The 24,623-nt window shown below is 72.3% G+C and carries 22 protein-coding genes and 1 pseudogene; 12 read left to right on the top strand and 11 right to left on the bottom strand.

Annotated features, from left to right (window positions below; translation table 11 throughout):
- Positions 1-437 precede the first annotated feature (437 nt).
- Complete coding sequence (locus tag Pta02_RS30235; protein WP_203878373.1) at positions 438-1,301, top strand: hypothetical protein; 864 nt, start codon at positions 438-440, stop codon at positions 1,299-1,301.
- A 187-nt stretch (positions 1,302-1,488) separates the two neighbouring features.
- The gene (locus Pta02_RS30230; protein WP_203878372.1) at positions 1,489-2,445 is read left to right on the top strand and encodes a cyclase family protein; all 957 of its coding nucleotides are present in this window, start codon (positions 1,489-1,491) and stop codon (positions 2,443-2,445) included.
- Between the two features lie 54 nt (positions 2,446-2,499).
- Here Pta02_RS30230 and Pta02_RS30225 read toward each other — a convergent pair whose 3' ends face one another.
- The 7 genes from Pta02_RS30225 to Pta02_RS30195 form a co-directional block, all read right to left on the bottom strand.
- Complete coding sequence (locus Pta02_RS30225) at positions 2,500-3,714, bottom strand: asparagine synthase-related protein (RefSeq protein WP_203878371.1); 1,215 nt, start codon at positions 3,712-3,714, stop codon at positions 2,500-2,502.
- A gap of 95 nt (positions 3,715-3,809) precedes the next feature.
- Positions 3,810-3,959 (bottom strand): hypothetical protein, encoded by a 150-nt coding sequence (locus Pta02_RS30220; RefSeq protein WP_203878370.1) that lies wholly within the window; start codon positions 3,957-3,959, stop codon positions 3,810-3,812.
- 9 nt (positions 3,960-3,968) lie between these two features.
- Positions 3,969-5,831 carry a DUF4910 domain-containing protein gene (locus tag Pta02_RS30215; RefSeq protein WP_203878369.1) on the bottom strand — a complete coding sequence of 621 codons (1,863 nt, stop codon included), beginning with the start codon at positions 5,829-5,831 and terminating at the stop codon, positions 3,969-3,971.
- Between the two features lie 105 nt (positions 5,832-5,936).
- Entirely contained in the window at positions 5,937-7,124 is a 1,188-nt protein-coding gene (locus Pta02_RS30210) for an MFS transporter (RefSeq protein ID WP_203878368.1), read from the bottom strand.
- Positions 7,121-8,161 carry a GNAT family N-acetyltransferase gene (locus Pta02_RS30205; protein ID WP_203878367.1) on the bottom strand — a complete coding sequence of 347 codons (1,041 nt, stop codon included), beginning with the start codon at positions 8,159-8,161 and terminating at the stop codon, positions 7,121-7,123. Before Pta02_RS30205 ends, Pta02_RS30210 begins: the two co-directional genes overlap by 4 nt.
- 49 nt (positions 8,162-8,210) lie before the next feature.
- Entirely contained in the window at positions 8,211-9,581 is a 1,371-nt protein-coding gene (locus Pta02_RS30200; RefSeq protein ID WP_203878366.1) for an aminotransferase class I/II-fold pyridoxal phosphate-dependent enzyme, read from the bottom strand.
- 1 nt (position 9,582) lies between these two features.
- Positions 9,583-10,689: an alkaline phosphatase family protein gene (locus tag Pta02_RS30195; RefSeq protein WP_203878365.1), complete on the bottom strand. Its 1,107-nt coding sequence runs from the start codon at positions 10,687-10,689 to the stop codon at positions 9,583-9,585.
- Between the two features lie 125 nt (positions 10,690-10,814).
- Here Pta02_RS30195 and Pta02_RS30190 point away from each other — a divergent pair, with 125 nt between their 5' ends.
- The 3 genes from Pta02_RS30190 to Pta02_RS30180 all read left to right on the top strand — a co-directional run bounded on the left by Pta02_RS30190 (position 10,815) and on the right by Pta02_RS30180 (position 12,566).
- Complete coding sequence (locus Pta02_RS30190) at positions 10,815-11,198, top strand: DUF4440 domain-containing protein (RefSeq protein WP_203878364.1); 384 nt, start codon at positions 10,815-10,817, stop codon at positions 11,196-11,198.
- 98 nt (positions 11,199-11,296) lie between these two features.
- Positions 11,297-11,893, top strand: coding sequence for an SRPBCC family protein (locus Pta02_RS30185; protein WP_203878363.1), 597 nt, complete (start codon positions 11,297-11,299; stop codon positions 11,891-11,893).
- 76 nt (positions 11,894-11,969) lie between these two features.
- Positions 11,970-12,566, top strand: coding sequence for a SecDF P1 head subdomain-containing protein (locus Pta02_RS30180; RefSeq protein WP_203878362.1), 597 nt, complete (start codon positions 11,970-11,972; stop codon positions 12,564-12,566).
- A 53-nt stretch (positions 12,567-12,619) separates the two neighbouring features.
- On the opposite strand, the pseudogene Pta02_RS30175 reads toward Pta02_RS30180, so the two are convergent.
- Together Pta02_RS30175 and Pta02_RS30170 are read right to left on the bottom strand one after the other, a co-directional pair.
- Positions 12,620-12,940: pseudogene (locus Pta02_RS30175) on the bottom strand (CAP domain-containing protein); the annotation flags it as partial.
- Positions 12,941-12,960: 20 nt separating this feature from the next.
- Positions 12,961-14,049: a cytochrome P450 gene (locus Pta02_RS30170; RefSeq protein WP_239131339.1), complete on the bottom strand. Its 1,089-nt coding sequence runs from the start codon at positions 14,047-14,049 to the stop codon at positions 12,961-12,963.
- Positions 14,050-14,491: 442 nt separating this feature from the next.
- Here Pta02_RS30170 and Pta02_RS30165 point away from each other — a divergent pair, with 442 nt between their 5' ends.
- Positions 14,492-15,919, top strand: coding sequence for a hypothetical protein (locus tag Pta02_RS30165; RefSeq protein WP_203878361.1), 1,428 nt, complete (start codon positions 14,492-14,494; stop codon positions 15,917-15,919).
- 230 nt (positions 15,920-16,149) lie between these two features.
- Here Pta02_RS30165 and rox read toward each other — a convergent pair whose 3' ends face one another.
- Positions 16,150-17,571 carry a rifampin monooxygenase gene (rox, locus tag Pta02_RS30160; RefSeq protein WP_203878396.1) on the bottom strand — a complete coding sequence of 474 codons (1,422 nt, stop codon included), beginning with the start codon at positions 17,569-17,571 and terminating at the stop codon, positions 16,150-16,152.
- A gap of 371 nt (positions 17,572-17,942) precedes the next feature.
- On the opposite strand from rox, the gene Pta02_RS30155 reads away from it, so the two are divergent.
- The 6 genes from Pta02_RS30155 to Pta02_RS30130 all read left to right on the top strand — a co-directional run bounded on the left by Pta02_RS30155 (position 17,943) and on the right by Pta02_RS30130 (position 24,092).
- On the top strand, positions 17,943-18,134 hold the full coding sequence (locus tag Pta02_RS30155; RefSeq protein ID WP_203878360.1) for a hypothetical protein: 192 nt from the start codon (positions 17,943-17,945) through the stop codon (positions 18,132-18,134).
- Between the two features lie 195 nt (positions 18,135-18,329).
- On the top strand, positions 18,330-19,589 hold the full coding sequence (locus tag Pta02_RS30150; RefSeq protein WP_203878359.1) for a GAF domain-containing sensor histidine kinase: 1,260 nt from the start codon (positions 18,330-18,332) through the stop codon (positions 19,587-19,589).
- An 84-nt stretch (positions 19,590-19,673) separates the two neighbouring features.
- Positions 19,674-19,889: a hypothetical protein gene (locus Pta02_RS30145; RefSeq protein ID WP_203878358.1), complete on the top strand. Its 216-nt coding sequence runs from the start codon at positions 19,674-19,676 to the stop codon at positions 19,887-19,889.
- A gap of 94 nt (positions 19,890-19,983) precedes the next feature.
- On the top strand, positions 19,984-21,390 hold the full coding sequence (locus tag Pta02_RS30140; RefSeq protein WP_203878357.1) for an FG-GAP repeat domain-containing protein: 1,407 nt from the start codon (positions 19,984-19,986) through the stop codon (positions 21,388-21,390).
- A gap of 530 nt (positions 21,391-21,920) precedes the next feature.
- Complete coding sequence (locus Pta02_RS30135) at positions 21,921-22,397, top strand: GyrI-like domain-containing protein (protein ID WP_203878356.1); 477 nt, start codon at positions 21,921-21,923, stop codon at positions 22,395-22,397.
- Between the two features lie 138 nt (positions 22,398-22,535).
- The gene (locus tag Pta02_RS30130) at positions 22,536-24,092 is read left to right on the top strand and encodes a choice-of-anchor I family protein (protein WP_203878355.1); all 1,557 of its coding nucleotides are present in this window, start codon (positions 22,536-22,538) and stop codon (positions 24,090-24,092) included.
- A gap of 60 nt (positions 24,093-24,152) precedes the next feature.
- On the opposite strand, the gene Pta02_RS30125 is transcribed toward Pta02_RS30130, so the two are convergent.
- Positions 24,153-24,593, bottom strand: a complete 441-nt coding sequence (locus Pta02_RS30125; RefSeq protein WP_203878354.1) for a nuclear transport factor 2 family protein — start codon at positions 24,591-24,593, stop codon at positions 24,153-24,155.
- Between the last annotated feature and the right edge of the window lie 30 nt (positions 24,594-24,623).

Genomic DNA, 24,623 nt, shown 5'->3' with positions numbered 1-24,623 from the left:
AGAGCGTTCTCGACGTCGTCCGCGGCAGCGCGTTTCGGTCGGCCATGCTGGTGGCCCTTGGCCGCCCCATTGCGGGATCGGGTGCCGGAGACGCCCGACGGAGAGCGCACCACCGTCCGCCGCGGTGGCAGCGCTGCTGGGAGGGCTGACCGGCGCCTGCGGCGACCAGCCGTGGTCGGCCCGCATCATCACGGCCTCCATCGCCGGGGACGACCGGACCGTCACCGTGACCTTCGAGGGCGGTTGTGATTCCCGCCGCGCCGGTTCCCGCAGAGACCGCAGCGCGGAAAGATCTACGCCATACCCCTGCCGAGCTGGATGTTCGCCATAAAGGATCACCTACCCTCTGTAGGCACACATTTACGGATTTCGGGAGTTTCCGGATCCGGATGATTTCCATCCCCTCAGGGACGAGGGGACCTACGGGGAGTACTTCCATGAGGCGATGGATCGCCACTGCCACCACCGCGGCCGCCGCCGCGATTATTACACCGGCTCTGATCGCACCCGCGCACGCGGCCTCGGGACCGGTGCCGGCGCTCAAGCGCCAGTTCACCGCCGGTCACGGCGTCAAGGTGCAGGAGAGCGTCACCGAGCGGCAGGTCAACGCCGGAGGAGAGACCTTCACCTCCAAGAATCGGATGACGGGCGCCTATCTGTTCAACGCCTCCGGCGTGGCCGCCTCCGACCTCACCTACACCGATCGCTACGGCAGCGGCGCCATGCGCATCATCACCCTGCCCAATGCGTCCTACACCTCCAGCAAGGACTTCCCGGGCACGTTGCCTGCGGGCAAGACCTGGCTGCGCTGGTCCGGCGACGGCAGCATGTCGCCCTCAGTGGTCAACGTGCTGGAGCCCTCCACTCTCAAGCGCCTGCTGACCACCACGAAGAAGACCCGCCGCGGCGGGAAGATCGACGGCGCGTCCACGACCTTGCGCACCGGCTCCATCACGGTCGGCCAGCTGTACGCGGCCTCGCCGTCGTTGCGGGCGCGCCTGGGTGACAGGCCGCGTGGTGCCACCGCCGACTTGCGCATCTCCTGGAAGCTGTGGCAGGACGCCAAGCAGCGCACCCGCAAGCTGGTCAGCTCCTACACCGAATCCACCCAAGGCCTGCAGGGCAGCTGGCGCACCACCATCACCAGCAGCGCCACCTTCAGCGGCTGGGGTGCCAAAATCACCATCAAGGCACCGCCCGCCGCCTCGGTGCTGGACTTCGAGGACTGGCAGCCCGGCGAAGAAGAGCCGCTGGCGATGCTGCCGGAGATGAGCTGGCCCCTGCCGGGCCGCACCCGGTAAGCACCACCCCGGGTCCGGCGTCGCGGGCCGCGGCCGCAGCCTGCCGCAACCGTGCCGCCTTCGTGGGCGCGACCGGCCCGCTGATCTCGTGTCGTGCGGGCTCAGCGGGGCTTGGCGTGTCAAGCGGAGGGCGGGATACGGTGCCTGCGGTGCCTCGAACCGCGTGACCGGAGGAGTCGATGCTGGGATGACGGCAGAACGACCGACGCCCACACAGGACGACGTGCTCGGATACTTCGACACCCTGTCGAACTGGGGACGGTGGGGTGACGACGACGAGCTCGGCACTCTCAACCACATCACCGACGACGTCCGGCTGGCGGCGGCGCGGGCCGTACGCCACGGCAGGAGCGTGTCGTGCGCATGGGAGGTCGCCGTACCGCAAGACATGGAGCGGTCGACGACGACGTGCCCGTGCGCCGCCGACATGCCCGGCGCCGAGAACATGCCGGTGCCCGCATTCCACAACGACCGGCGCTGGGGCTTCTCGTCCGAGCGGCTCGGCATCACCTTCCACGGCAACACCCTCACCCACCTCGACTCGCCGTGCCACATCTTCTGGGACGGCACGATGTACAACGGGCGGTCGCACTCGCTGGTCGACGCCGCGACGGGATCGGCGTGGGCGGCCGTCACGGCGGCGGCGGACGGGATCATCACGCGTGGTGTCCTGCTGGACATCGCCAGGGTCCGCGATGTGCCGTGGCTGGAGGCGGGGCAGGGGGTGTCTCCCGACGATCTCGAGGAGGCCGAGCGTCGCCAGGGTGTGCGGGTGCGACCGGGCGACGCGGTACTGCTGCGGACCGGCTACGGCCGCCTCCGGCACGAGAGCGGTGCGGCCGGCGGCTTCACGCAGGCCGGCTGGCACGCGTCCTGCCTGCCGTGGCTGCATGAACGGCAGGTCGCGCTGATCGGCGCCGACACCCCCCAGGACGTTCAGCCGTCGGGGTACGAAGAGGTGCTGATGCCGGTTCACGCCGTGAGCCTCGTCGCCATGGGGCTGTGGATGCTCGACAACTGCGACCTGGAGGCGTGCGCGACGACGGCTGCCGATCTCGGCCAGTGGGACTTCCACCTCGCCGTCGCGCCGGTCCGCTTCGCCGGTACGTCCGGCAGCCCGGTCAACCCGATCGCCACATTCTGACCGCGGTTCACGAGGAGGCGCGCCGCCTGCCCGCCGCGGCTGCCGGACGGCCGGTCAGACCCCCTTCACATAGTCGTAGCGGGCCAGGATGCTGCACACGTCGCAGAAGTCGCCCGGCGTCCACTCGCGGCCCTGCGGGTCGAGTGAGCCCTGGCAGTTTCCGCAGGTGACGAAGGACTTCTTGTCCTCGTCGGCGGCGATCGCGGCCCCGGTGAACATCCAGTGCTCGACGCCGGGCCAGAAGCTCTGCATGAAGTCGGCGAAGTAGTAGTGGAAGTTGCGGTCGAGCGGATTGAACTCCCAGGGGTTCGGCGGGCTCTGCGGCGGGATCGTGCCGGTGGCGTACAGGTAGTAGAGGTCCAGTTCCTTCTTCGGCACGAACGCCAGCGGGAAGACGTAGGAGAAGTCGCCCACGGCGCGCAGCGGGATGCCGCCGAGCCGGTAGCCGGTGGCCTGCGCGTTCACCAGGCCCGCCAGCAGGTCGGTGGTGTGCAGGCCGAGCGCGATGGTGCGGGCGCCGTGCTCGGCCGCGAAGACCTCCAGGGTCCGCCGGGTCGTGTGGTGGTCGACGTACATGGTCTGGTGGGAGTCCTCGGTCTCCATGAGCGCCGGGAGCACGTCGCGGAGCGGGCGGTCGAGGTGGAAGACGGAGCGGGCGAGGCCGGCGGGGATGAGCTCGTGCCGGACGCCGAAGCGCTCGGCCAGCTCGTGTGCCCGGTCGAAGGTGTCGGAGTAGGTGCTGTCGAAGTCCTCGAACGTCGCGGCCATCAGGTCGACGGGCACGCCGCGCTCGATGAGGGCGCCGAGGGCGAGCATGAGCGAGCCGCTGTCCACGCCTCCCGACAGGCCGAGGACCACGGGCTCGCCGGGCCGGACCAGCCGGAAGCGCTCGATGGTCTGGCGTACGGTGTCCTCGACGTGGTGGGCGAGGTCCGGCATGGTGAAGGGGGCCTGCTCCAGGGTGAGGTCGCCGTCGTCCCTGAAGACGAGGCGGCGTTTGAGGTAGGCGTGCCCGCCCTCGCCGGGGTACTCGGTGTAGAGACGGCGGATCGCGCCCAGGTCGTAGCCCTCGATGAGCCTGGCCCGGTAGCTCTGCCCGTCCTGGACCTGCTCGCCGTCGGCGAGCGGGACGTCGCCGCGCCCGGTGACGGTCACCGACAGCGGCGGGACGAAGTTCTCCATCAGCACCTGGGCGACGGTGGCTCCCGGGCGGGCGGCGAGGGGGGTCGTCGTGCCGACCCGGTCGATCAGCTGGAAGTCAACGGCCACGGCATCCTCCGGGCGTCGGGGATCTGTACGGGAAGGCGGGGCACGGCCGCTCGGCCGTCGCACGGCCGTACCCCTTCAACGACGAGCCGTTCAGCTCATCGGCTGGCGCGCGGGTCCGCGCAGCAGGTACGGAAGCGGATCAGATCCGTCTCCCGCTTGGCTGCCAGCTGGGCGAAGATCTGTCCCAGCGACGTCGTGACCGTGCTCTGAGTCTTGACGGTCGCCGTGGCGGGCATGGCGTTCACCTCCTCTCCTCACGAGGGCTGCGTGAGGTCGTTGCGGGGCCAGTCGGCTGCTTCGAGCACGTCCATCAGGCGTGCCGCGAAGGCCGGGTCGATGGGGAGCCAGGTCGAGTAGGCGGCCTGGACGACGGCCTGCCCGAACTCGGCGCCGGTGGCCAGCGCCAGCGCCAGCGCGACCGCCTTGGTGTAGGCGGAGGGGTCGCCGTCGTCCTGCCCGGCGAGCCAGGCCCGGTCGGCGGGCGTGGCGGCGTCGAGCAGTCCTTCGAAGTTGAACGGCCCCGGCCAGCGGTTCCCCAGCCGCCGTGACGGCTGCGGGGACGGGGGCAGGGGAGGGGACGGCACGTGCGGAGCGGCGAGCGCCTCGGCGTGCGCGCCCAGGTCCCCGGCCAGCTCGGGCAGTACGGCGGCGGCGAGCCCCGCCTGGTGGCGCAGGAAGCCGCCGAGCCGGTCCTGGCTGAAGGGATCGACCACGCCGTCGTTGCCGGGCCGGGCGGCGCGGGCGAGGCGGCGGGCGGCCACCATCCGCCCGAGCGCCCAGTCGGTGAGCACCGAGCGCAGGTACGGCCGGTCACCGGCGCCCATGCCGCGCAGGAACAGGGCCAGGGCTCCGGCCAGCGTGCCGGCCCGCCGCAGTTCCTCGCCGGACACCTTGTCGGGGGTGTCGAGGCTGGTGTGCCGGTAGGGGTCGGGCCAGTGCCCGAGGGCGAGCGACGGGCTGGCGGTCGCCGGGTCGGCGAACAGCGCGTGGTCGGAGGCTCCGGAGAACGGCACCTCCTCCCACCTCCACGCGCGCAGCGGCACAGCTCCCGCGTACGAGGAGGCGGGCGCCGGCAGCAGGTGCGCGAAGTCGGCGGCGAGCGCGGGCAGCGGGCTCGGCACGTGCCCGGGGCCGCCTTCGACGGTCAGCGGGCAGCCGCAGACGGCCTGGTCCTCGCCCACCATGTCCAGATTGAGCACGTACGCGGGCCGCGGGCCGCGCCTGCCGTGCAGGTGGGCCGCCGTGCCCGCGAACTCCGGCCCCCACACGAACCTGACCGGCCCCTCGCCGGGCCGGCGCGGCAGCGCGGCCAGCGCGGTCGCGACGCCGAGGAGCGCGGCCACGCCCGAGGCGTTGTCGTTGGCGCCGGGGGCGGGATGGCACAGGTGGGCCAGCAACAGCGTCTCGCCGGCGGCCTCGTCCCCGGGCAGGACGGCCTCGACCACCGGCATCGCGGCGTCCCCGGTGACCTCGACGGTGACGGCGGCGGCGACGCCCTCGCGGGCGGCTCGCAGCAGGACGGCCATCGTCGCGGGCGGGACGCTGAAGGCGTAGAGGCGGGAGTCGCGGGCGAGTTCGAGCCGGCCGCTCACGGGCTGGTCGTGCCAGCGCTCGGCGGGGATGTCGGTGACCACGCCGCCGGCCTCCGTACGCTGCAGCCCGGCGATGGCCGGGCCGAGCCGGATCCCGCGCCCGGAGGGGAGCAGGACCAGCGCGCCGGGCGGCGCCTCCGCTCCGGGATCGGTGCCGTCGATCAGCGGCACGCCCCGCGCGTGGGCCGCGGCCGAGTACGTGGCCAGGCAGTACGGGTGCGCCGGATGCTCGGCCACCCGCCGGACGCCGCCGGGTTCGAGCAGGTCCAGGGTCGCCTTGACCGGTGTCCACGCGGCGGGCGCGCGGAAGGTCCACCAGCGGGCCCGCCCGTCGGCCGGATACCGGCGGAGCGTGACCTCGCGCAGGCCGGCCCGTTCGGCGGCGGACGCCACGAGGTCGGCCGCCGCGCCGATGCCGTCGGAGGCCTGATAACGGTCCAATCCGCACAGGGAGGCGACGAGTTCTTCGCAGTGCTCGACCGGAAAGGCGTCGTGAACACTCAGGACCGCCTCACGTGCTCGCACTTCGCCTCCTTCGCCCCGGGAAGTGGAGATCGCGAAGTCATGGCGCGAAACAGCCTCAGCCTGAACCCGCTCGGACCAGCCGTCAACAAGAACGGCGGCCGCACTTCACTCCGCGTCCATCCGCCTGCGGGACGTGGTCACCCCCACTGCGCCGACCACGGCCGTGCACGCCCCGATGGCGACGACGGCGCCCGCGGGGCCCAGCAGGACGACGACCGGGCCCGCCGTCACCAGGGCGGCGATCTTGGCGGCGTTGTAGCCGGCGTACTGGACGGCGAAGACCCGGCCGTGCAGCCCGGCCGGGGCGCCCCGGTGGAGCAGCGTGCGCAGGGTGACGTTGAGTACGCCGTTGGCCGCGCCCGCCACCGTCCAGCCCGCCACCGCCACCGGGTAGGTGGCGACCGTCCCGGCCAGGGCGACGGCCGCGCCGGCGGCGATCCCGGCGGCCGAGAGCAGCGCCATCAGCGCGGACGGGCCCGGCGGGGCCCATCGTCCCGCGCCGAGCGCGCCCGCCACCATGCCCAGCCCCCAGACGCCGACCAGCGCGCCGTAGCCGGCTCCTCCGGCACGCAGGGTGCCGGTGGCGAAGAACAGCTCGGCCACGTTCACACCGGCGAGGAAGAAGGTCACCCCGATCTGGACGCCGACGGCCCGCCGCAGCGGGGGGCGGCGCACCAGGAAGGCGATGCCCGCCGTCAGCTCCCGTTCCGCACGCCCCGGCCCCGGCCCCGGCACCGGCGCCGGTGGGCGGGCGGGCACCAGGCGCAGGGCCAGGCAGAGCGCGGCGAACGTCGCGGCGTCGGCGAGCAGCGCGTCCCGCGGTCCCCAGGCGGCGGTGACGATCCCGCCCAGCGGCGGCCCCAGCGTGACGCCCGCCGCCCTGCCCGCCTCGAACCAGCCGTTCACACCGGCCAGCCGCTCGGGCGGAGCGAGCCCGGGGAGCAGGGCGACCAGCCCGTTCTGGGTGATCGCGCCGGCCGTCCCCAGCAGGAAGAGCAGGACGAGGAGCTGCCAGAGCTGCTGGGCGAAGGCCAGCCCGGCGGCCAGCCCCGCCTGGACGCACAAGGTCCAGGACACCAGCCGCCTGGCCTCGAACCGGTCGAGCGCCGTCCCCGCGAGCGGCGCGAAGATCACCAGCGGCACCAGCCCGGCCAGCATCAGCGCCGACACCGTGACCGGCGAGCCGCTCTGCCGCTGGACGTGCAGGGCGAGCGCGGTGACCGCGAGATAGTCGCCGAGCGCGGACAGCGCCGTGCAGGAGAGCATGGCGGCCGGCGCGAGACGGCGCGTCACAGTGTGCCCACGAACCCGGCCAGCGGCACCGGCTCCATTCCGAAGTGCTCCTTGACGCCCGCGTTGCCGCGACCGGCCTCCAGCCAGCGCGCTCCGCAGGCCAGGGCGGGGCCCAGCACGCTGGACACGAGCAGCGCGTAACGGCTGATCCCCCGGCCGGACAGGCACTCGTCGGTGCCGCCCGCCCACAGGTGGAAGCGTTCGGCGTCCAGCAGGCAGATCACCGCCGTGGCCAGCCGGCCGCCGACGCGGGTCTCGACCACGCGCACGTCCTCGCCCGCCTCACGGACGAACGCGTGCAGTTGCTCCGGGTAGTAGCCCGGCGTGCCGTGGCGGGCGGTGGTGCGCCGGCACAGCTCCACCGCCTCGGCGGCCCGGCCGTCCCCGAACGGCGGGCACAGCACGGTCGTCTCGACGTCGCCGCGCGCGCGGATCCGCCGCAGCCAGCGGCCGGCGTACGAGCGGCGGGGGTGGCGGGCGATCAGGTCGTTGAGGTCGCGGTACGGGCGCAGGTCGAGGCGGTGGCGGGTCTCCATGGGGACGGGCGTGAACCCCTCGGCGGCCAGGCGGCGGGCCAGCGTGCCCGAGGCGTCCACGTCCAGGAAGGCGAACCAGCGCGCCCCCTGCCGGGCCGCCAGTTCGGCGAGCGCCCGGCACGCGGCGGGAACGGCTCTCGCCAGGGGGGCCGCGGCGGGCAGCACCGTGTCGTAGCAGTGGGTGACGTGGGTGAGCAGGATGCGGTCCTGCGGCCGCGCGGGCAGGCCGAGGCCGGAGACGTCGCCGGCGGCGTCCTCGGTGCCCTGGAGGTAGGCGGGCAGGACGGCGTCGGGGAGGAGGAGATAGTGGAAGGCGTCGGTGGGGGCGAGGGGGGCCCGCTCGTAGGCGCGCAGGAAGGCCGGGCGGTAGAAGGCCGGGGCCGCGCGGGTGGCCGCCCGCCAGTGCTCCAGCTCGGCGTCGGTGAGGTCGTCGATGCTGCCGGCGACGCGCAACCCGCCCTCGTCGCCGGTCCTGGCTCGACCGGTCCGCTCGCCGGTCATCGGGTGGCGGTCCGTTCGCCGGTCATCGCCCGACCGGTCCGCTCGCCGGTCATCGGGTGGCCGTCCGTCCGCCGCTCAGCGCCTCGGTCAAGGCGGCGGCGCGTTCGTCCGAGAGCGGCACCGCGATCTTGGCCAGGTCGGGCCAGGGCCGGCCCCCCGCCCGCAGCCGTTTCGCCAGCACGCCGTGCGCGGCCAGCCGTTCGACGGCGTCGGAGGGGGCGGTGACCCAGGGCAGCGACGGATGCCCGGGATCCGGGGCGAGGCCGAAGGCGGTGAGGGCCCGCACGGCGCGGGGCCGCATCAGGGCGATCCTGGCTCGCAGCCCGCCCAGCGGATCGGGCAGCGCCAGCATCCGCAGGCCCGCCCGGAACGCCAGCTCGCCGGTCTGCAGCGCGGGCACGCTCGCCCGCACCCGCCGGGTCAGCGCGGCCGGCGCGACGGCGTACCCCACCCGCAGCCCGCCCTGGCAGTAGCCCTTGGACAGCCCGCGGACCACCACCAGGTTGTCGTGCCGCCCGGTCAGCCGCACCGCGCTCAGCCCGGGTTCGAGATAGTTGGCGTTGGCCTCGTCGAGGACGACGATCGCGCCGAGCCGCGAGGCCTCCTCCAGCACGGTCGCCAGCTCGCCGAGCGGGTGGACGACGCCGCGCTGCGTCGGCCGATCGGCGATCACCAGGGACGGCCGCGTCCGCCGCAGCTCCTCGCACCAGGACGGGCCGGGCCCGCCGTCGTCGAAGAAGCGCACCGGGGAGCGCGCCTGCGTCACCCAGCCGGGCACGTCGGCGAACCCGTACCGTCCCACCAGTACGGTTCCGCCGTCGGCCAGCGGCACGAGGTCGCGCAGCAGCGAGGCCACCCCCGCCCCGAACGTCACGCGATCGGGCTCGACCGGCCATCGCAGGCACCGCGACAGGACGTCCCCCGCCCGGCCGCCGTAGGGGTCGTGCAGCGCGTAAGCCCGGGCCGTCTCGGCGACGGCCGTCATCTCGCGCCACACCTCGCGCGGGTCGGGATCCGGCCAGTCGACCTCGTCCGGCGACCACCGCAGGTCCAGCAGGCCCGCACCGTCCTGCTCGTACGCCCGGCCGGCCGCGTCCGGCACCGCCACCGCCACGCCCCGGGCCAGCACGCACCCGCCGGCCGCGGCGATCACCTCGTAGCCGCACTCCCTCACGTCCTGGCCCCCCACCGCGCAGAGCAGGCCCTCCGGCGGCAGGGACAGGACCAGCCGCCGGAAGGCCGGCCCGCTCAGGTCCGAACCGTCCACGAGCGTCACCCCGGCCGGCGGGCCCGCCACGGCGCGGAACCCCGCGGCGGCCAGCCCCGCCGACCAGGCGGCGAGGTCCCCGGCCGCGATCCACACCTGCGGCCCCGCTCCCGCCGCCCGCAGCAGCCGCCCCACGACCGCGTACCCCGTCATGTCAGGACGTCTCCCACACCGCCAGCGGCACGATCATCTCTCCCGCGCTCACCGACCCGTGCTCCCGGGCCACACCCGGATCCGGTACGGGGAAGCGCGGTCCCACCGCGAGGCAGACGACCTCCCCGAGCGCGTGCGGCACCGAACCCTCCATGGCCAGCAGCCCCAGCCGGGCCAGCCCGTCCGGCGTCGTCACCAGGCCGTCGTCACCGAGCAACTCGGTCAGCCTGCCGGCGACCTCGCCGGCCCTGCCGGGCTTCGGATAGGCCCACCGCACCCGTCCGGCCCCGCCGGGCGGCAGCGCGCACGTGCCGGGCCCGGTGGCCGCCGCGAACCCCTCGGCCAGCGCGGGCGGGCACCGGCTCGGCACGGCTCCGTGGTCGGACAGGGCCAGCACCGTGTGCCCCTGGTCGGCGAGACGCCGGGCGAGCGTCCCGATCTCGCGCAACGCCGCGTCCAGCCCGGCCGAGGGACCGGTCCGGTGCACGCAGTCGTCCACGTTGATCCACGACCACACCAGCGACCGTCCCGGCCCGCGCCGCGCCAGCCCGGCCGCGACCTCGGCGGCGGCCGCCTCCGCGATGGCTGCGGGCTCGTACCGGATCTTCTCCCAGTCCGCGCACGGCGGCAGCGCGATCGCGCCCCTGGTGACCGCCGAGTGCCACCAGGCGGGCCAGGTCGCCATCTCGCCGGGGTTGACCAGGCACCGCACGCCGCGCGCGGACAGCCGCTCGAACACGGTCTCTCCCACCGTCCCGGGCGCGGGCCCCTCGGCGAAGCAGTCGGCCAGCCCGCCGCCCGCGCGGAACCGCACGCCGACCAGGCCGTGCTCCTCGGCCCCCGCGCCGGTCAGCACGGTGGGCCAGGCGGTCACGGACGTGCTGGGGAACGTCGTCGTCAGCGCCGTCAGCCGGTCGGGCGCGAGGGTCGCGGCGGCGTGGTCGTAACCCAGCCCGTCGAAGGCGAGCACCACGGCGCTGTCCCATTCGCCCTCGGCGAGCAGGCCGGGGACGCGGGCCAGGGACTGTTCCCGGGAGGGTGCGACGCCGAGGCCGCCCGGCAACCGGCAGCGGCGTTCGAGCTCCGTCCGGTCGACGAACTGCCACATCCGACAAATATCGCAGCGCCCCCGTCAAGAGTCCATCGGCGCTCTTTCCCCCACCCGCTCGTGGAGCCGTGGGGACCGCCAGGCTTGACCTTGACGCCGGTGACAACCCTTACGCTGGCCCGCCTATGAACCGAGACACCTTGCTGCGGCACGACCAGTACTTCTTCCAGGCCCTGATGGACGGCGACGCCGCCCTGCTGGACGCGCTCCTCGCCGAGGACTTCGTCCTGGTGGGCGTCGAGGACGGAGCGATCGCCGACAAGGCCACCCTGCTCAACCTGATCACCGGCGGCGCCCTGCGTTTCCCGGCGATCGGCTCCTTCCCCGAAGAGGCCCTCGTCCGCCGGATCGGTGACGTCGGCCTGGTCGTCGGCCGAACGAGTATGACCTTCCAGAACCCGGACGGCACGACGTTCAGCGCGGGCAGCCGCTACACCCACGTCTTCGCCGCCGACGCCTCCGGCACCTGGCGCCTGGTCTCCGCCCAGGGCACGGCCATCAAGCCCTGACGGCCATCGGACCCGATGCCCGACCTCGCACCCCGCGTTCTCGGCGATCCAGTCGACGCCGTACGGTTCCACTGGAGATCGGCGGACGGGGGAGAGGCATGAGGAACGTCCAGCAGCGGTCGATCAACGCATCGGCGGACAGGCTCGGCGCGTTGCTGGACCGGGTGTCGACCGCCGACGACCGCCTCTGGCCCACTCCGTCCTGGCCACCGCTCGTCCTGGACGCGGGGCTGACTCCCGGATCGCGCGGCGGTCACGGCCCCATCCGCTACAGCGTCGCCGAATACGAGCCCGGCCGCCGTCTGCGGTTCTCCTTCGACCCGGAATTGGGCCTCGACGGCCACCACGAGCTCGTCATCACCGCGGAGGGGTCGGATCGTTCCCGGCTCACGCACACGATCATCGGCACCACCCGGGGGCGCATGAAGATCCTGTGGCCGCTCCTGATCCGCTGGTTGCACGAGGCGCTGATGCAAGACCTCTTCGACAACGCCGAGCGCGCCGCGACCGGCCGGCTCAGCCGCCGCCCCGCGCGCTGGTCGGTGTGGGTGCGCCTGCTGCGGCGGGTCCGCAGCGCCAGGCGTCGAGCTCCGGAAGCGGCGTTCAACGGTGCCGCGCTCCGTGCTCAGCCCGCCTCGGGATCGGCTGAGCCTGATGACGTCAGCTCACGGGCGGAGCCGCGGTCCCTCTGCTGAGGGACGCCGTACGGCACCGTGCAGGGCTATCTTTCATGCTCCTTGTCGATCACCGGTTCTTACCGTTCGTGGAGCGATGATGCACAAACCCCTTCCTGCGCCCCGGCGCACCGCAAGATGGATCGTCGCCCTCGCGGTCGTCGTGGTCGTCGCGGGCGCGGCTGCGGCGCTCGTCATGGTGAACCGTTCCGCAGCAGAGCCTGCCGCGGCGGACAAGCCTCCGTTCACCCTCGCCACCCCGGTCGGCTTCCGGCCGGTGCTGGAGATCAAGGAGATCGCCGACGACTCTCCCTGCACAGGTGAGGACCTACCGGATCGGGACGGATCCTTGTGCTACCGGTTGGCCGAGGGGATGACGATCAGGCAGGCCAGGGACGTGCGGGCTGAGGAACTGCCGGATATCGACGAATGGGCATTGGTGATAACTTTCGCCCCCGCTGACAGCGCCGCTTTCGGTGAACTGAGCGGTCGTGCGGCCGGGCAGCCCGACCCCGGTAACAAGGTCGCCATAGTCGTGGACGGGGTGGTCCTGTCCGCCGGGACGGTCACGAGCGCGATCACCGATGGAGCGGTGCAGCTATCGGGTGCGTGGCTCACCCAGGAGTCCTCCACCGCTTTGGTCCGGCGGCTCACGCGGGCACCGGTGCCCGGCTCGGAGCCGCTCTCGCGCTAGGCGCGCTGCCGATGCCGGGCGGTCCGCCTCGTCCCGGCTCACCGCGAAGCGGGTCATCTGGCGGCGAAGTCCTGGGTCCAGTAGATCGCGCCGTCGGAGTCCTCGGCCGCGCCGACCCCGATGTAGGTGAACTTGCAGTTCATGATGTTGACCTTGGTTCCGGAGTGGTTCATCCAGGACTGCACGACCGCGGCCGGAGTGCGAAGGCCCGTCGCGACGTTCTCCCCCCAGCTGGTGCCGCCGGTGAAACCGGCCTTCCTGATGCGGTCGGAGAGGGATCGGCGGTCACGGGAGGTGTTGGACAAGTAGCCGTGCTCCGCCATGTCGGCCGAGTGCCCGCGGGCGGCCCGGTGGAGTTGCGGGTGGTGCTTGAGCGCCCGGCTCCGGTCATCGGTTACCGGGGTTCGACGACGGTGGGCAGGGCGGCGAAGCCGCGGATGTTGGGGGAGTGCATGCGCACCGGGGTGCCGATCTCGTAGTCCTCCCGTACGGCGGCGACCAGTTCCTCCAGCACGACGCGCGACTCCAGCCGGGCCAGGGCCGCGCCCAGGCAGAAGTGCGGGCCGGTGCCGAACGACAGCAGATCCCCGGTGTCGCGGGTGAGGTCGAAGCGTTCGGGATCGGGGAAGACGCGCGGGTCGCGGTTGGCGGCCGCGCCCAGCAGCAGCATGCGTGAGCCGGCCGGCACCCTCTGGCCGTACCAGGTGACATCGGCGGTGACCAGCCGGGCGACCATCTGCCCGCTGCTGTCATAGCGCAGCGTCTCCTCGATCCAGGCCTCGATCGCACCGGCGAAGGCCAGGGCGCGCTGGCCGGGGTGGCGGGCGGCCTGGTACCAGGCGTTGCCCAGCAGTTTGGTGGTCGACTCGTTGCCGGCCGCGCCCAGCAGCAGCAACACCGCGCAGATGTCGGCCTCCGACAGGCGCGCCCCGTCGATCTCGGCGGCCAGTAGTGCCGAGACCAGGTCTTCGCCCGGGCGGCGGCGCCGTTCGGCGATCAGGTCGGTGTAGTAGCCGACCAGGTGCAGGGTCGCCTCGATCGCGCTGTGCGGCATGGTGAAGTCCTCATCCCGCTGGACCAGCAGGTTCGACCAGGCCAGCACCTGGTCGCGATCGGCCTCGGGCACGCCGATGAGTTCGGAGATGACATCGACCGGGATGCGCTGCACCAGATCGGTGATGAAGTCGAAGCCGCCCATCTCGACGGCCGTGCTCAGGCGGGCCCGCGTGAGTTCGCGGATGCGCGGCTCCAGCTCGGCCACCCGCCGCGGGGAGAAGCCGCGGGAGATCAGTGCCCGGAAGGCGGTGTGCTCGGGCGGATCCATGGAGATGAACGAGCTGCGCCGGCGGGCCTGGGGCGACCACAGTTCCAGGGAGACGCCGTGGCTGTTGGAGTAGCGGGCCGGATCGCGCCAGGCGGTCCAGACGTCGGCGTGCCGGCTCAGAGCGTAGAACGGCACCTCCGGCAGGGTGCTGACATACACGGGACCTCCTCGCGCATGCGCGCGTAGGTCGGGTAGGGATCGTCGTGCAGGGCGTAGTCGTAGGGGTTGTAGACCAACGGCTGATCAGGCAACGCGACCCCCGCCTCGGATGCGGCCCCGGCCGGGCAGGGGGCCGGAGATCTCATCATGGGCAGCGCGCGACCGACCTAGCAAGCTCTTGCTCCCTCCGCATGATCAGGATCGGGGAATATGGGCCATATTGTGATCTACATAGTAAAGGAGGTCGGTCGGGAAAACACGGGAACCCAGTGGGACCGCACGTCGTGCACGCACCAGCGGTGCCGGCCGGGGTCGGGGGCCTCCCTCACGGGCACCCTTCACCCGGCTCTGCGGGCCGAGGCCGACACCGGGACGACCTGCTCTTCCCGGCGGTGGGCAAGGGTCTTCCTCGCTTTCCGCCGCTCCTCTAGTCTTCCCTCTCGTGTTCCGACGATCATGGATGCTCTGGGCCGCGGCCCTGCTGACCGCGCTCGCTCCCAGCCTTTACTCCTGGGTCTCCTCGCTGCTGTCCGGAGACGACGGCTCCCGGTACTACACCTACATGGCCTGGGGGCAGTGCGCGGGCGCTCGGATCCACTTCATGATCCCGGAGCATCTGATCTCGCGACTCCCGCTCTTCGACTACGGCGGCGCACCGCTGCTCCTCCTGGCGCTGGCAGGCTGGTACGCGGGCATCCGGACCGGGCGGGAGCGGCTCGGCGGGGTCATCGCCCGCTGCGCGGCCGCGCTCCTGCTTCTCCGGCGCCTGCCCGATCTGCTGCTGCTCGCACTCGACGGGGCGTTCGGCCCGCACTGCCTGGAGGCCTGGGGGCCGCCGGAGGTGGTGAACGCGCAAGCGGGCTGGGACCTCTACCACTTGCTGCCCCCGATTCTGGTCCTGCTCGCGGTACGGCTCCCGCGGCGGGCGTTCGTCCGGCGCGGCCGCCTCGCGCGCACGACCGCCATGATCCTGACCGTGACGGCGACCCTGCTCCTCACGGCTCAGGCTGCCCCCTCCGGCAAGGTGAGCACCGAGGGCGAGCTGGACTGCGCCGGCTTCGGCGACGGCACAGCCGAGGGGCTGAGCCAGGCGGAGAAGACGTTCCTGTGCGAGGTCCGCGGCTATCACGGTTTCCACGGCGACGATGGCATCGAAGGCTGGCAGGACGCTCCCGATCGGGTGGTCGTGGCGCAGGGACACCACCTGTGCGGCGTGGCCACCCGGTATGGCGGCGATACCGGCGCGCCGGCCGTACAGGAGGCGCCGCACGGGCCGCTGGCGTCCGCGCTCGGCCCGCTGTGCCCCGCAGTGGCCCGCTGGCGGGAGCAGGAGGGCGCGCGCAGGCAGGCCGAAGAGGCGGCGTACCACGCGGCCAGGGACAAGGCCTGCGGGCGGCATCGCCCGCACCGCCCGAAGATCAAGCCGGTACGGCAGGCCCGCGCCACCATGTGGACGGAGTTCTGGACCATCACCGGATGGGAGGAGGGGTATGAGGGCGCTGTCCCGGATCTGGTCGAGGAACTGGTCGGCAGCGAGCGCGGCGGGCTGGCGATCTGGGCGGCCGACGAGATCGGCCACGCGTGCGTCACCGTCGAGGCCTACCGTCGGCAACCGCCGCTGGAGGTCAAGGGATGGGACGAGGTGGTGCAGGTCGGCTACGACAGCCCCAGCGGGGCCCTGACCTTGTCCGACGGCAACGGCGAGAGCCTGACCGGCCTGACGGCCGCGGGGCCCGGGGCCTACCGGGTGCGGGTGCACCTGCGCGGGCGAAAGCTCGTCTACCAGGTGCCGGACCCGCCTGACGGCGCAGTGGAGCTGCTGATCATGGTGTTCCCCGGTGAGCAGGACAAGCCGGTGGTCTACCGGTAGAGGGCGATCCGGGGGCCTTGCGGCGAGCGTCATGACTTTTGTCATCCCCCACTGGCGATTTCGACGTCTACACCGGGCCCATCCTCCTTCGCGAAGATCGAACCATGACGGACACCGCGAAGGACGCCCAGGGCCGGCAGCAGCCCCGCGCCCGGGCGGGGCCACTGCCGGAAGCGGGCGACCGCTGACCCGCACGCCGTACCGGACTGCGGGCGGTCGTTCAGGCGGAATCAGCCGGCGGGCTTGCCGAACCAGCGGGAGAGGTGGTCGTCCAGGTCCTGCTGATCGTCGCCGATCCAGGCGACGTGGCCGTCGGGGCGTAGCAGGACGCACGGGACGTCCAGTGCCGCGGTGGGATCGGCGAGGTGGTCGACCCGGTCCGACCAGCCGCCGGCGGTCAGGCCTCCGGTGCGGTCCAGCACCAGGCCGCGGCCGCGGTGCAGCAGAGCGTAGAGGTGCCCCTGTTCCACGTCGACGTCGCGCATCCGGCGGCCGAGCAGGTCGGGGCCCTCGCCGAAGTCGTAGCGGATGCCGATCGCGGTGATCTTCTCGATCAGATGGCGGTTCACCTCGTCGAAGTCCATCAGCTCGGTGAGCAGCCTGCGTACGGCCTGCGGGCCCGGTTCGGCGGACAGCAGTTCCATCTGGGCGCGGGTGTTGTCCAGCACGTCCGCGGCGACCGGATGACGTTCGGCCTGGTAGGTGTCCAGCAGTGCCTCCGGCGCCCAGCCGCGGATCTGCGCGGCCAGTTTCCAGCCGAGGTTGAAGGCGTCCTGAACGCCCAGGTTGAGACCCTGCCCGCCGATGGGCGGATGGATGTGCGCCGCATCGCCGGCCAGCAGCACCCGCCCGACCCGATAACGTTCGGCCAGCCGGGTGGCATCCCCGAAGCGGGACAGCCAGCGCGGGGAGTGCACGCCGAAATCGGTTCCGGCGACGGTGCGCAGCTGTTGTTTGAAATCGTCGAGAGTGGGCGGTTCCGCGCGGTCGCCGACTCCCGCGGCGGGGACCACGACGCTGTAGACCCCGCCGAAGGGCCGCAGCCAGAACGGCCGATGGGTCTGGCCGACTTCGGCCACCTTGGCGGCGACCTCCTCCTGCGGCACGCCCACTTCCATCTCGCCCATCAGCGTCTCGGTCCGCGCGGGCTCGCCGGGGAAGCCGACGCCGAGCAGTTTGCGGACCGTACTGCGCGCGCCGTCACAGCCGACGAGATAGCGCGAACGCAGCCGTTGCCCGTCGGCCAGCTCGACGGTCACACCCTCGTCGTCCTGCTCGAGACCGGCCACCGCGCAACCGCGCCGGACCTGCGCACCCAGTCCGATCGCGTGTTCTTCGAGGAGATGCTCGATGACCGGCTGCGGGATGCCCAGCAGATAGGCGTACGCGGAATCCAGGCCCTCGGGTGCGGGCTTGGGGATGGCGGCGAAGAAACCGCCGGCCGGACGCCGTCTTCCATGCGGGAGGACGCGGTCCAGCAGGCCGCGCATCGCCATCAGTTCGAGACTGCGGACATGCAGGCCGACTATGCGGACGAACGACGCGGGCTCGGTCTCCTTCTCCAGAACGAGTACGCGGACGTCGTGCAGCCGCAGTTCGGCGGCCAGCATCGCACCGGTCGGCCCGCACCCGGCAATGATCACATCGAACACGAGGGGCGCGCGCTCGGCCCCGTCGTTCGACGGCGGCTCGGGGGTGACCTGCGAAGAGTGCATAGGTGTTGCCTTTCGGGAGTGCCCGTCATCGAGGCGCTCCCGGCGACACCTACGTCAATCGCCCGGCCGTGACGGGAAGGGGGAGCACCCACATCGATACAGCGTTCATGGGTCTCACCTCCTGGGGCGGTGTCACGGTCGCCCGCAAGCTACAAGCCCGGACGTCATCCCGTCCAACCCTTTTCCGGGTCTCGCTGGGACCGGCCGCACATTTGTGGGTATTCATGCCCTTGTGTGCGTTTTGGTAGCGGGGGAGAGCGGTCATGACCCGATCCTGATTCCTGTCCAGTGACGACCCACAGGCGGCCGTGGCGGCGCTGGCCGGCGCGTTCGTGTTCGTCCCCACCATGGTGCTCACCGGCGTGCTGCTGGCCCGCCAGGCCGAACAGCGCCGCCGGGACCTGGCCGCCCTTCACCGCGCGCACGAGGAGGTCCGGCAGGCCGAACGCCGGCGAGCCGCGCTGACGGCCACCTTGGCCATGATGTGCGCTCCCCGCTGACCGCGGTGCAGGGGGCGAGGTGGGCACGACCGGTGCAGAGGCGGACCCGGCGCTTCCACCTGCGGATACATCGGTTACACCCGTTGCGCGGGTGGGTAGGGATTCCTCTGGCCCGCAGTCCGGCCAGCGCGGCTGTAGCGGGACATCACCCACCACGACCGTTCCATACAATCATGAACGCCAGTGGAGGGCCTGATGGCTTCCATCCCGATACCCGCCGACGAGGCCGAGCGCCTGGCGGAGCTGACCGTCCTGCAGTCCCCGACCACCGTGCCCGAACCCGACTTCACCGCCCTGGCCCACCTGGCCGCGACCGTCTGCCAGGCACCGCTCGCGCTGGTCACCCTCATCGACGGCGAGGGCCAGAACTACAAGGGCCGCATCGGCATCACCGCGACCCGCGGCGGCCGGGAGGCGACGGCGTGCTCGTACGTCATCTGCAGCCGCGAGGTGCTGGAGATCCCCGACGCGCTGGCCGATGAGCGCTTCGTCACCAACCCGTGGGTGACCGGTGAGCCGTATGTTCGCTTCTACTGCGGCGCGCCGATCGTCACCAGCCACGACCACGCTCTGGGCGCGGTGTGCGTGATGGACCACGTGCCGCGCCGCCTGGGCGAGCCCCAGCACCAGGCGCTGACCATGCTGGCCGCCGCCGTCGCCGGCCTGATGGAGGCCCGCTACTACACCCAGCGCGCAGATGAGATCATCATCCGGCTGCGGGAGACGGAGGAGCTGAAGAACCAGTTCCTGCGCACCGTCAACCACGAACTGCGCACCCCGCTGACCTCGATCGCCAGCTACCTGCAACTGATCAAGGACGGCGGGCTGGACGAGGTGACCGAGCAGAAGTTCCTGCGGGTGATCGAGCGCAACAGCCATCGCATCCTGGCACTGATCGACGACCTGCTGCTGATGGCCAGCCTCAACGCCCGCACCCTCGCCCACCGCCCGGGCGAGGTGGACCTGGCCGAGCTGGCCCGGCGCGCGGTGGAGAAGGTCATGCCCGCGGCCCGCGACTGCCACCTCGCCGTGGGCGTGCGCGCCCCCGCCTCGGTGACGGCCTGGGCCGACGCCGCCCGGCTGGAGCACGCGCTGGCCCAGGTGCTGGACAACGCCATCAAGTTCACCCCGCCCGGCGGGAGCGTCATCGTCATCGTCACCGCCGGACCGGTCCCGGCGATCGAGGTGCGCGACACCGGGATCGGCATCGCCCCGGCGGATCTGGAGCACGTGCTGGAGGACTTCTACCGCGGCGGCGAGGCCGAGGAGCGGGCCATCGGCGGCACCGGCGTGGGGCTGTCCATCACCAACAAGATCGTCCAGCTGCACAGCGGGCAGGTGCACATCGACAGCCGGCCCGGCCGCGGCACCCGGGTACGCATCAGCCTGCCCGGCACACCCGGCGACACGCCGCCGGACCCCACCCGGCCGAACGGCCGGGCCGTACGCCGCTAGACCTGCGGAGGCCTGTCCGGGGGGACGTCCCCGTCGCCCGGCCCGTCCGGCGGGCGGCGATGCGGTGACACCGCCCGGGCCGTCGTGCACGGCCTGGGCCGCAGCGGCCGGTTGCTGACCTCCACCGCGCTCGTGCTGGCCGTGGTCATGGTGGCTCTGGCGACTTCCGGCATCGTGCTGCTCAAGTTGATCGGGTGCGGTCCGGCCCTGGCGGTCATCGTGGACGCGACCGCGACCACGCGCGGGAGCCGATGGCCGCCCTCCGGCCGGATCGGTGCCGGAGCCGGTCGACGCGGATGAGTGATACGTCGGAGGAAGATCGGAACGACGGGGTGCATTCAGGCGTCTGACGAACATGATATCTCCCCGTCTACCCGTCCGGTATGCCGGGATCATGCTGGCCGGTCTGCTCGCTCTGACCGCCTGCGGCACGGGCGGGGAGCGCGCACCCTCCCCTCAGGCGGGGCGGCCGAGCGGTCCCGGCCCGTCGTCGCCGGGACAGGATTCGCCGGGCCCGGCCGCGGTCGTCCGGCCGTCGAGCACCTCCCCGGCCGCCGAGCCGGCGGTGTCGGTGACGGCGAAGGGGGTGCCGCGGGGGCGGGGGAGCACGCTGAGTGACGACGTCAACGGGGACGGCTACCCGGACGCGGTGATCACCGCCAAGCGGACCGAGGGGGGCGTCCCCGGACAGCCGAAGTCGAGATCCCTCGTCGTCCTGTACGGCTCCGGCGGCGGCCTGGACCCGCAGCGGCGCTCCGTCGTGCGGCCGGGGGATCATACGCTCTGGTCGCTCGGTTCCGAATGGCGCGCCCGGCGGCCGGAGAGCGCCGATCTCGACGGCGACGGGTATGCCGACATCCCGATCCGGCTCGGACTGCCCAGCGGCCCCGACCCCGCACTGCACATCGTGTGGGGCGGTCCGGCCGGGCCGGTGACGAGCGGTCTGTCGCCGGTGGTACCGGTGCCCCGCCTCGGGATCGGACCCTCGCAATGGCCGGCCGTAGGGGACTTCGACGGGGACGGAGAGGCCGATCTGGCCATGGCCCTGCCCGCATCGGGCGGGCCGCCGGATGAGCGTGGCGGTTACACCGTGCTTTACGGGCCGTTCGGCCGGGACGGCAGGCCGAGCCGTACGTTCGTCCTTGAGCCCGATAGACCGGACGTGCCCTGGTGGGACGCGACCTGGGTGGTCGCCGACCGGATCGGACCGGGACGGCGCAGCGGGCTCATCCTGCACGACAGCAGCGACGGCGAGCAGAGCGAGGGGGTCGTCATGCCGGAGGTCCCCTCCCTGCGGGTCCATCGGCTCGGACCGGGCAACGCGATCGCCACCGGCGACTTCGACGGGGACGGCCGCAGGGATGTCGCGGTCGGCGACGACGGCAGCCGCAACGACGAGCCCGGCGCCGAGACCGTCGGTGTCACCCAGGCGATCACGGTCTACTACGGACGCGCGCCGCGGGCGCCGGAGGTGATCCGGATACCCGGCCTGCGCGACAAGCTGACCGTCGCAGACGTCGACGGCGACGGCCGCGACGATCTGGTCTTCCGCGTCGGCCGCCGGATCGAGTTGCTCGCGGGAGGTCTGTCCGAGCGGCGCAAGACCGACTGGTTCGGCTGCTTCGGGGACGACTACGCGGCGACGCCGATACGGGCCGGCGATTACGACCGGGACGGACGCGCCGAGGTGCTGATCGACTGCTGGACGTACTACGAGCGCGAGCCGGACCCGAATCACTGGCTGGTATGGGACTCCAACGCTCCGCTGACCGGTTTCGACGTCTCCGGGTTCGCCCCCTGAGTGGGTGTTTCGTCCTATCTGTACCGGCTTCAAGTGTCGCCGGCCGGCCTCGGCCATGTGTCATGCGCGCCGTCGGCCATCGTCCATCACGGTGAGTCCATGGTGGGCCCATATCGCGGCCGCTGTATCCGATATACGTCGAACTCAAGGGCGGCTCCCGGGTATGTCACGCCTGGACGTCGAACAGAGACCCCTTCAATACGAATACGGACGTCAAGGGTTACTTCGAGGCCGCTTGCGGTCAGGGGTGCAGCGGCTGGCTGGAGCGCAAGCGATACAACAGCGACGGCAGCGTCCAGTACAACTGGACGAAGGCGTCCGACTACTACGTCGTCAGCGGAACGAGAAGGGAGACCGCGTGGCACTGGAATGGTGAGAACGCGGGATCCCGGGTCTGCATAACCCACACCGAGAGCGGCGAGAAGGGCTGCTCGACCGGCGTCTGGTAGCCCGGCGGACCGGGGACTCTGAACCCGTTTCATCCTATGGGGCGGCCACATCGGCTCCGCCGGGTAGGGCAAAATGCAGCGATGGAGATCGTTGAGGCCCCGGAGGTCGTCGCCCTGCCCGAACGGCACTATGCGGGCATCCGGGCGGTCACTCCGTTCAAGGGCATGTTCTCGGTCCGGGATCAGCTCATGCAGGACCTTCATGCCCGGTTCGACCGGGGGGATACGTTCTTCAGGCTGTACGTCGTCGACATGGCCGGGGAGATGCACGTCGAGGTCGGGGTCGTCACCGACGCCGCCGTGGAGCCGGACGGGCGGGTCCTGCCCGGGGTCCTGCCGGCTGGGGATTACGCCACGATGACCTATGCCGGGCACGGGCGGCGGGCCAACCGGACCCTCCTGGAATGGATCCGCGGCAACGACCTGGCGATGGACTGCGTGCAGGACCCTGCCGGCGACCGGTTCGGCTGCCGCTACGAGCTTTACCGCACGGACCCGCGGACGGAGCGGATGAGGACTCGCTGGCGGACTCAGCTGGCGATCCGGCTCGACCGCTGACGGGGATGATCCGGCGGTTCGAGCGCCGGGTGCCTGTCTTCCGGCCGCGGACAGCGCGCGCCCTGCTTCCGTCCGCCTTCATCCTCCGGTCATCTCCGGGTAGGTGACCGGTCATGGAATTGCGTGATGATGCGCCTCATGCGTAACACGACCCTCGCCCGAGCGGCCGCGGCCGCGGTCGGCGGGCTGATCCTCCTGCCCGCCGCCGTCACCGGCACCGCCACGGCCGAATCCGGCAACCGGGACATCGAGCTGACCTTCCTCGGCCGCCACGCCACCGGGATCGTCGCCTCCGGCGCCTCGGAGATCACCGCCTACGACGCGCGCACCCGGCGGGTCTTCGTCGTGAACGCGCAGGCGGGCACCGTCGACGTGCTCGACATCCGTGACCCCCGCGCCCCCCGGAAGGCCGCCACCCTGGTCACCCCGGGAGCCAACGGCGTCGCGGTCCGCGACGGTCTGGTCGCCGTGGCCCAGCAGGCCGCCGTCAAGACCGAGCCGGGCACCGTGGCCTTCTTCAGCGCCAGGACCGGCAAGAAGCTCAAGGAGGTGGCCGTCGGAGCGCTGCCCGACATGGTGACCTTCACTCCGGACGGCCGCCGGGTGGTCGTCGCCAACGAGGGCGAGGCGGAGTCCTACTGCGAGGGGAGGACGGCCGACCCCGAGGGCTCGGTCAGCGTCATCGACGTGCGCCGCTGGACGGTGCGGACCGCGGGCTTCACCGCCTTCGACGCCGACCGGCTGCGCGCCGAGGGCGTGCGGATCTCCGGGCCCGGCGCGACGGCCGCCCGGGACCTGGAGCCGGAGTACATCACGGTGGACGGGGACACCGCCTACGTCACCCTCCAGGAGAACAACGCGCTCGCGATCGTGGACCTGGACCGGGCCAAGGTGCGCGACATCGTCCCGCTCGGCTTCAAGGACTGGTCGAAGAGCGGCATGGACGCCTCCGACAAGGACGGCAGGACGGACATCCGGCCCCGGCCGGTCAAGGGCATGTACCAGCCCGACGCCGTGGCGCACTTCCGCGACCGGGGACGGACCTACCTCGTCACCGCCAACGAGGGGGACGGCCGGGAGTGGGACTGCCACGCCGACGAGGTCCGGGTGAAGTCGCTGAATCTGTCGGCCACGGCCTTCCCCGACGCCGCCGCGCTGAAGAACGACGCCGAGCTCGGCCGCCTGAACGTCGCCGCGGACTCGCCCAGGGACGCGAGCGGCGCCTACACCGAGCTGCACGCTTTCGGCGCCCGCTCGATCTCGATCCGTACGGCCTCCGGTGAGCTGGTGTGGGACTCGGGCGACGGGCTGGAGCAGCTGATCGCCCAGCGGCTGCCCGAGCAGTTCAACGCCGACAACGAGGAGAACGGCTCCGCCGACAGCCGCAGCGACAACAAGGGCCCCGAGCCCGAGGGCGTCACCGTCGGCGAGGTGCGCGGCCGTACCTACGCCTTCGCGGGGCTGGAGCGCGTCGGCGGGATCGTCGCCTACGACGTGAGCGATCCGCGCGCGCCGCGCCTGGCCGGCTACGTCAACACCCGCGACTTCACCGGTTCGGTCGAGGACGGGACCGCCGGGGACGTCGGCCCCGAGGGCGTGCTGTTCATCCCCGCCGGGCAGAGCCCGACCCGTCGCCCGCTGCTGGTGGTCGGCAACGAGGTCAGCGGCACCACCGCGATCTACGAGGTCCGCTGACCCCGGCCGCCCTGTGGTCATCCCACCCGCCGGGGCCGGCCGCCCCGGCGGGACGCGCCTTCAGCGCTCGCCGTCGCCGCGGGGCCCGAAGACAGAGCGCTCGGCCTCGCCGATGGGGAGGTCGTTGATGCCGGCCTCGCGACGGCGCATCAGGCCGTCGGCGGCGAACTCCCACAGCTCGTTGCCGTGGCTGCGCCACCACTGGCCGCTCTCGTCGTGCCACTCGTACTGGAAGCGGACCGCGATGCGGTCGTCGGTGAAGGCCCACAGCTGCTTGCGCAGCGCGTAGTCATGCTCCTTGGCCCACTTGCGGGTCAGGAACGCGCGGATCTCCTCGCGGCCGGACAGGAACTCCTCACGGTTGCGCCAGATCGAGTCGGGCGTGTAGGCCGACGCGACCCGCTCGGGGTCCCGGGTGTTCCAGGCGTCCTCGGCGGCCTGGACCTTCTGCGCGGCGGTCTCGGCGGTGAAGGGCGGAAGCGGGGGACGGACGGTGGACATGCCGGTGTGCTCCTCTGGTCCCGGTACGGC

The organism is Paraplanobispora takensis (assembly GCF_016863195.1).
GTDB lineage: Bacteria > Actinomycetota > Actinomycetes > Streptosporangiales > Streptosporangiaceae > Planobispora > Planobispora takensis.
Note: the sequence above shows the minus strand (reverse complement) of the source record. Positions and strands in the feature narration are given on the sequence as shown.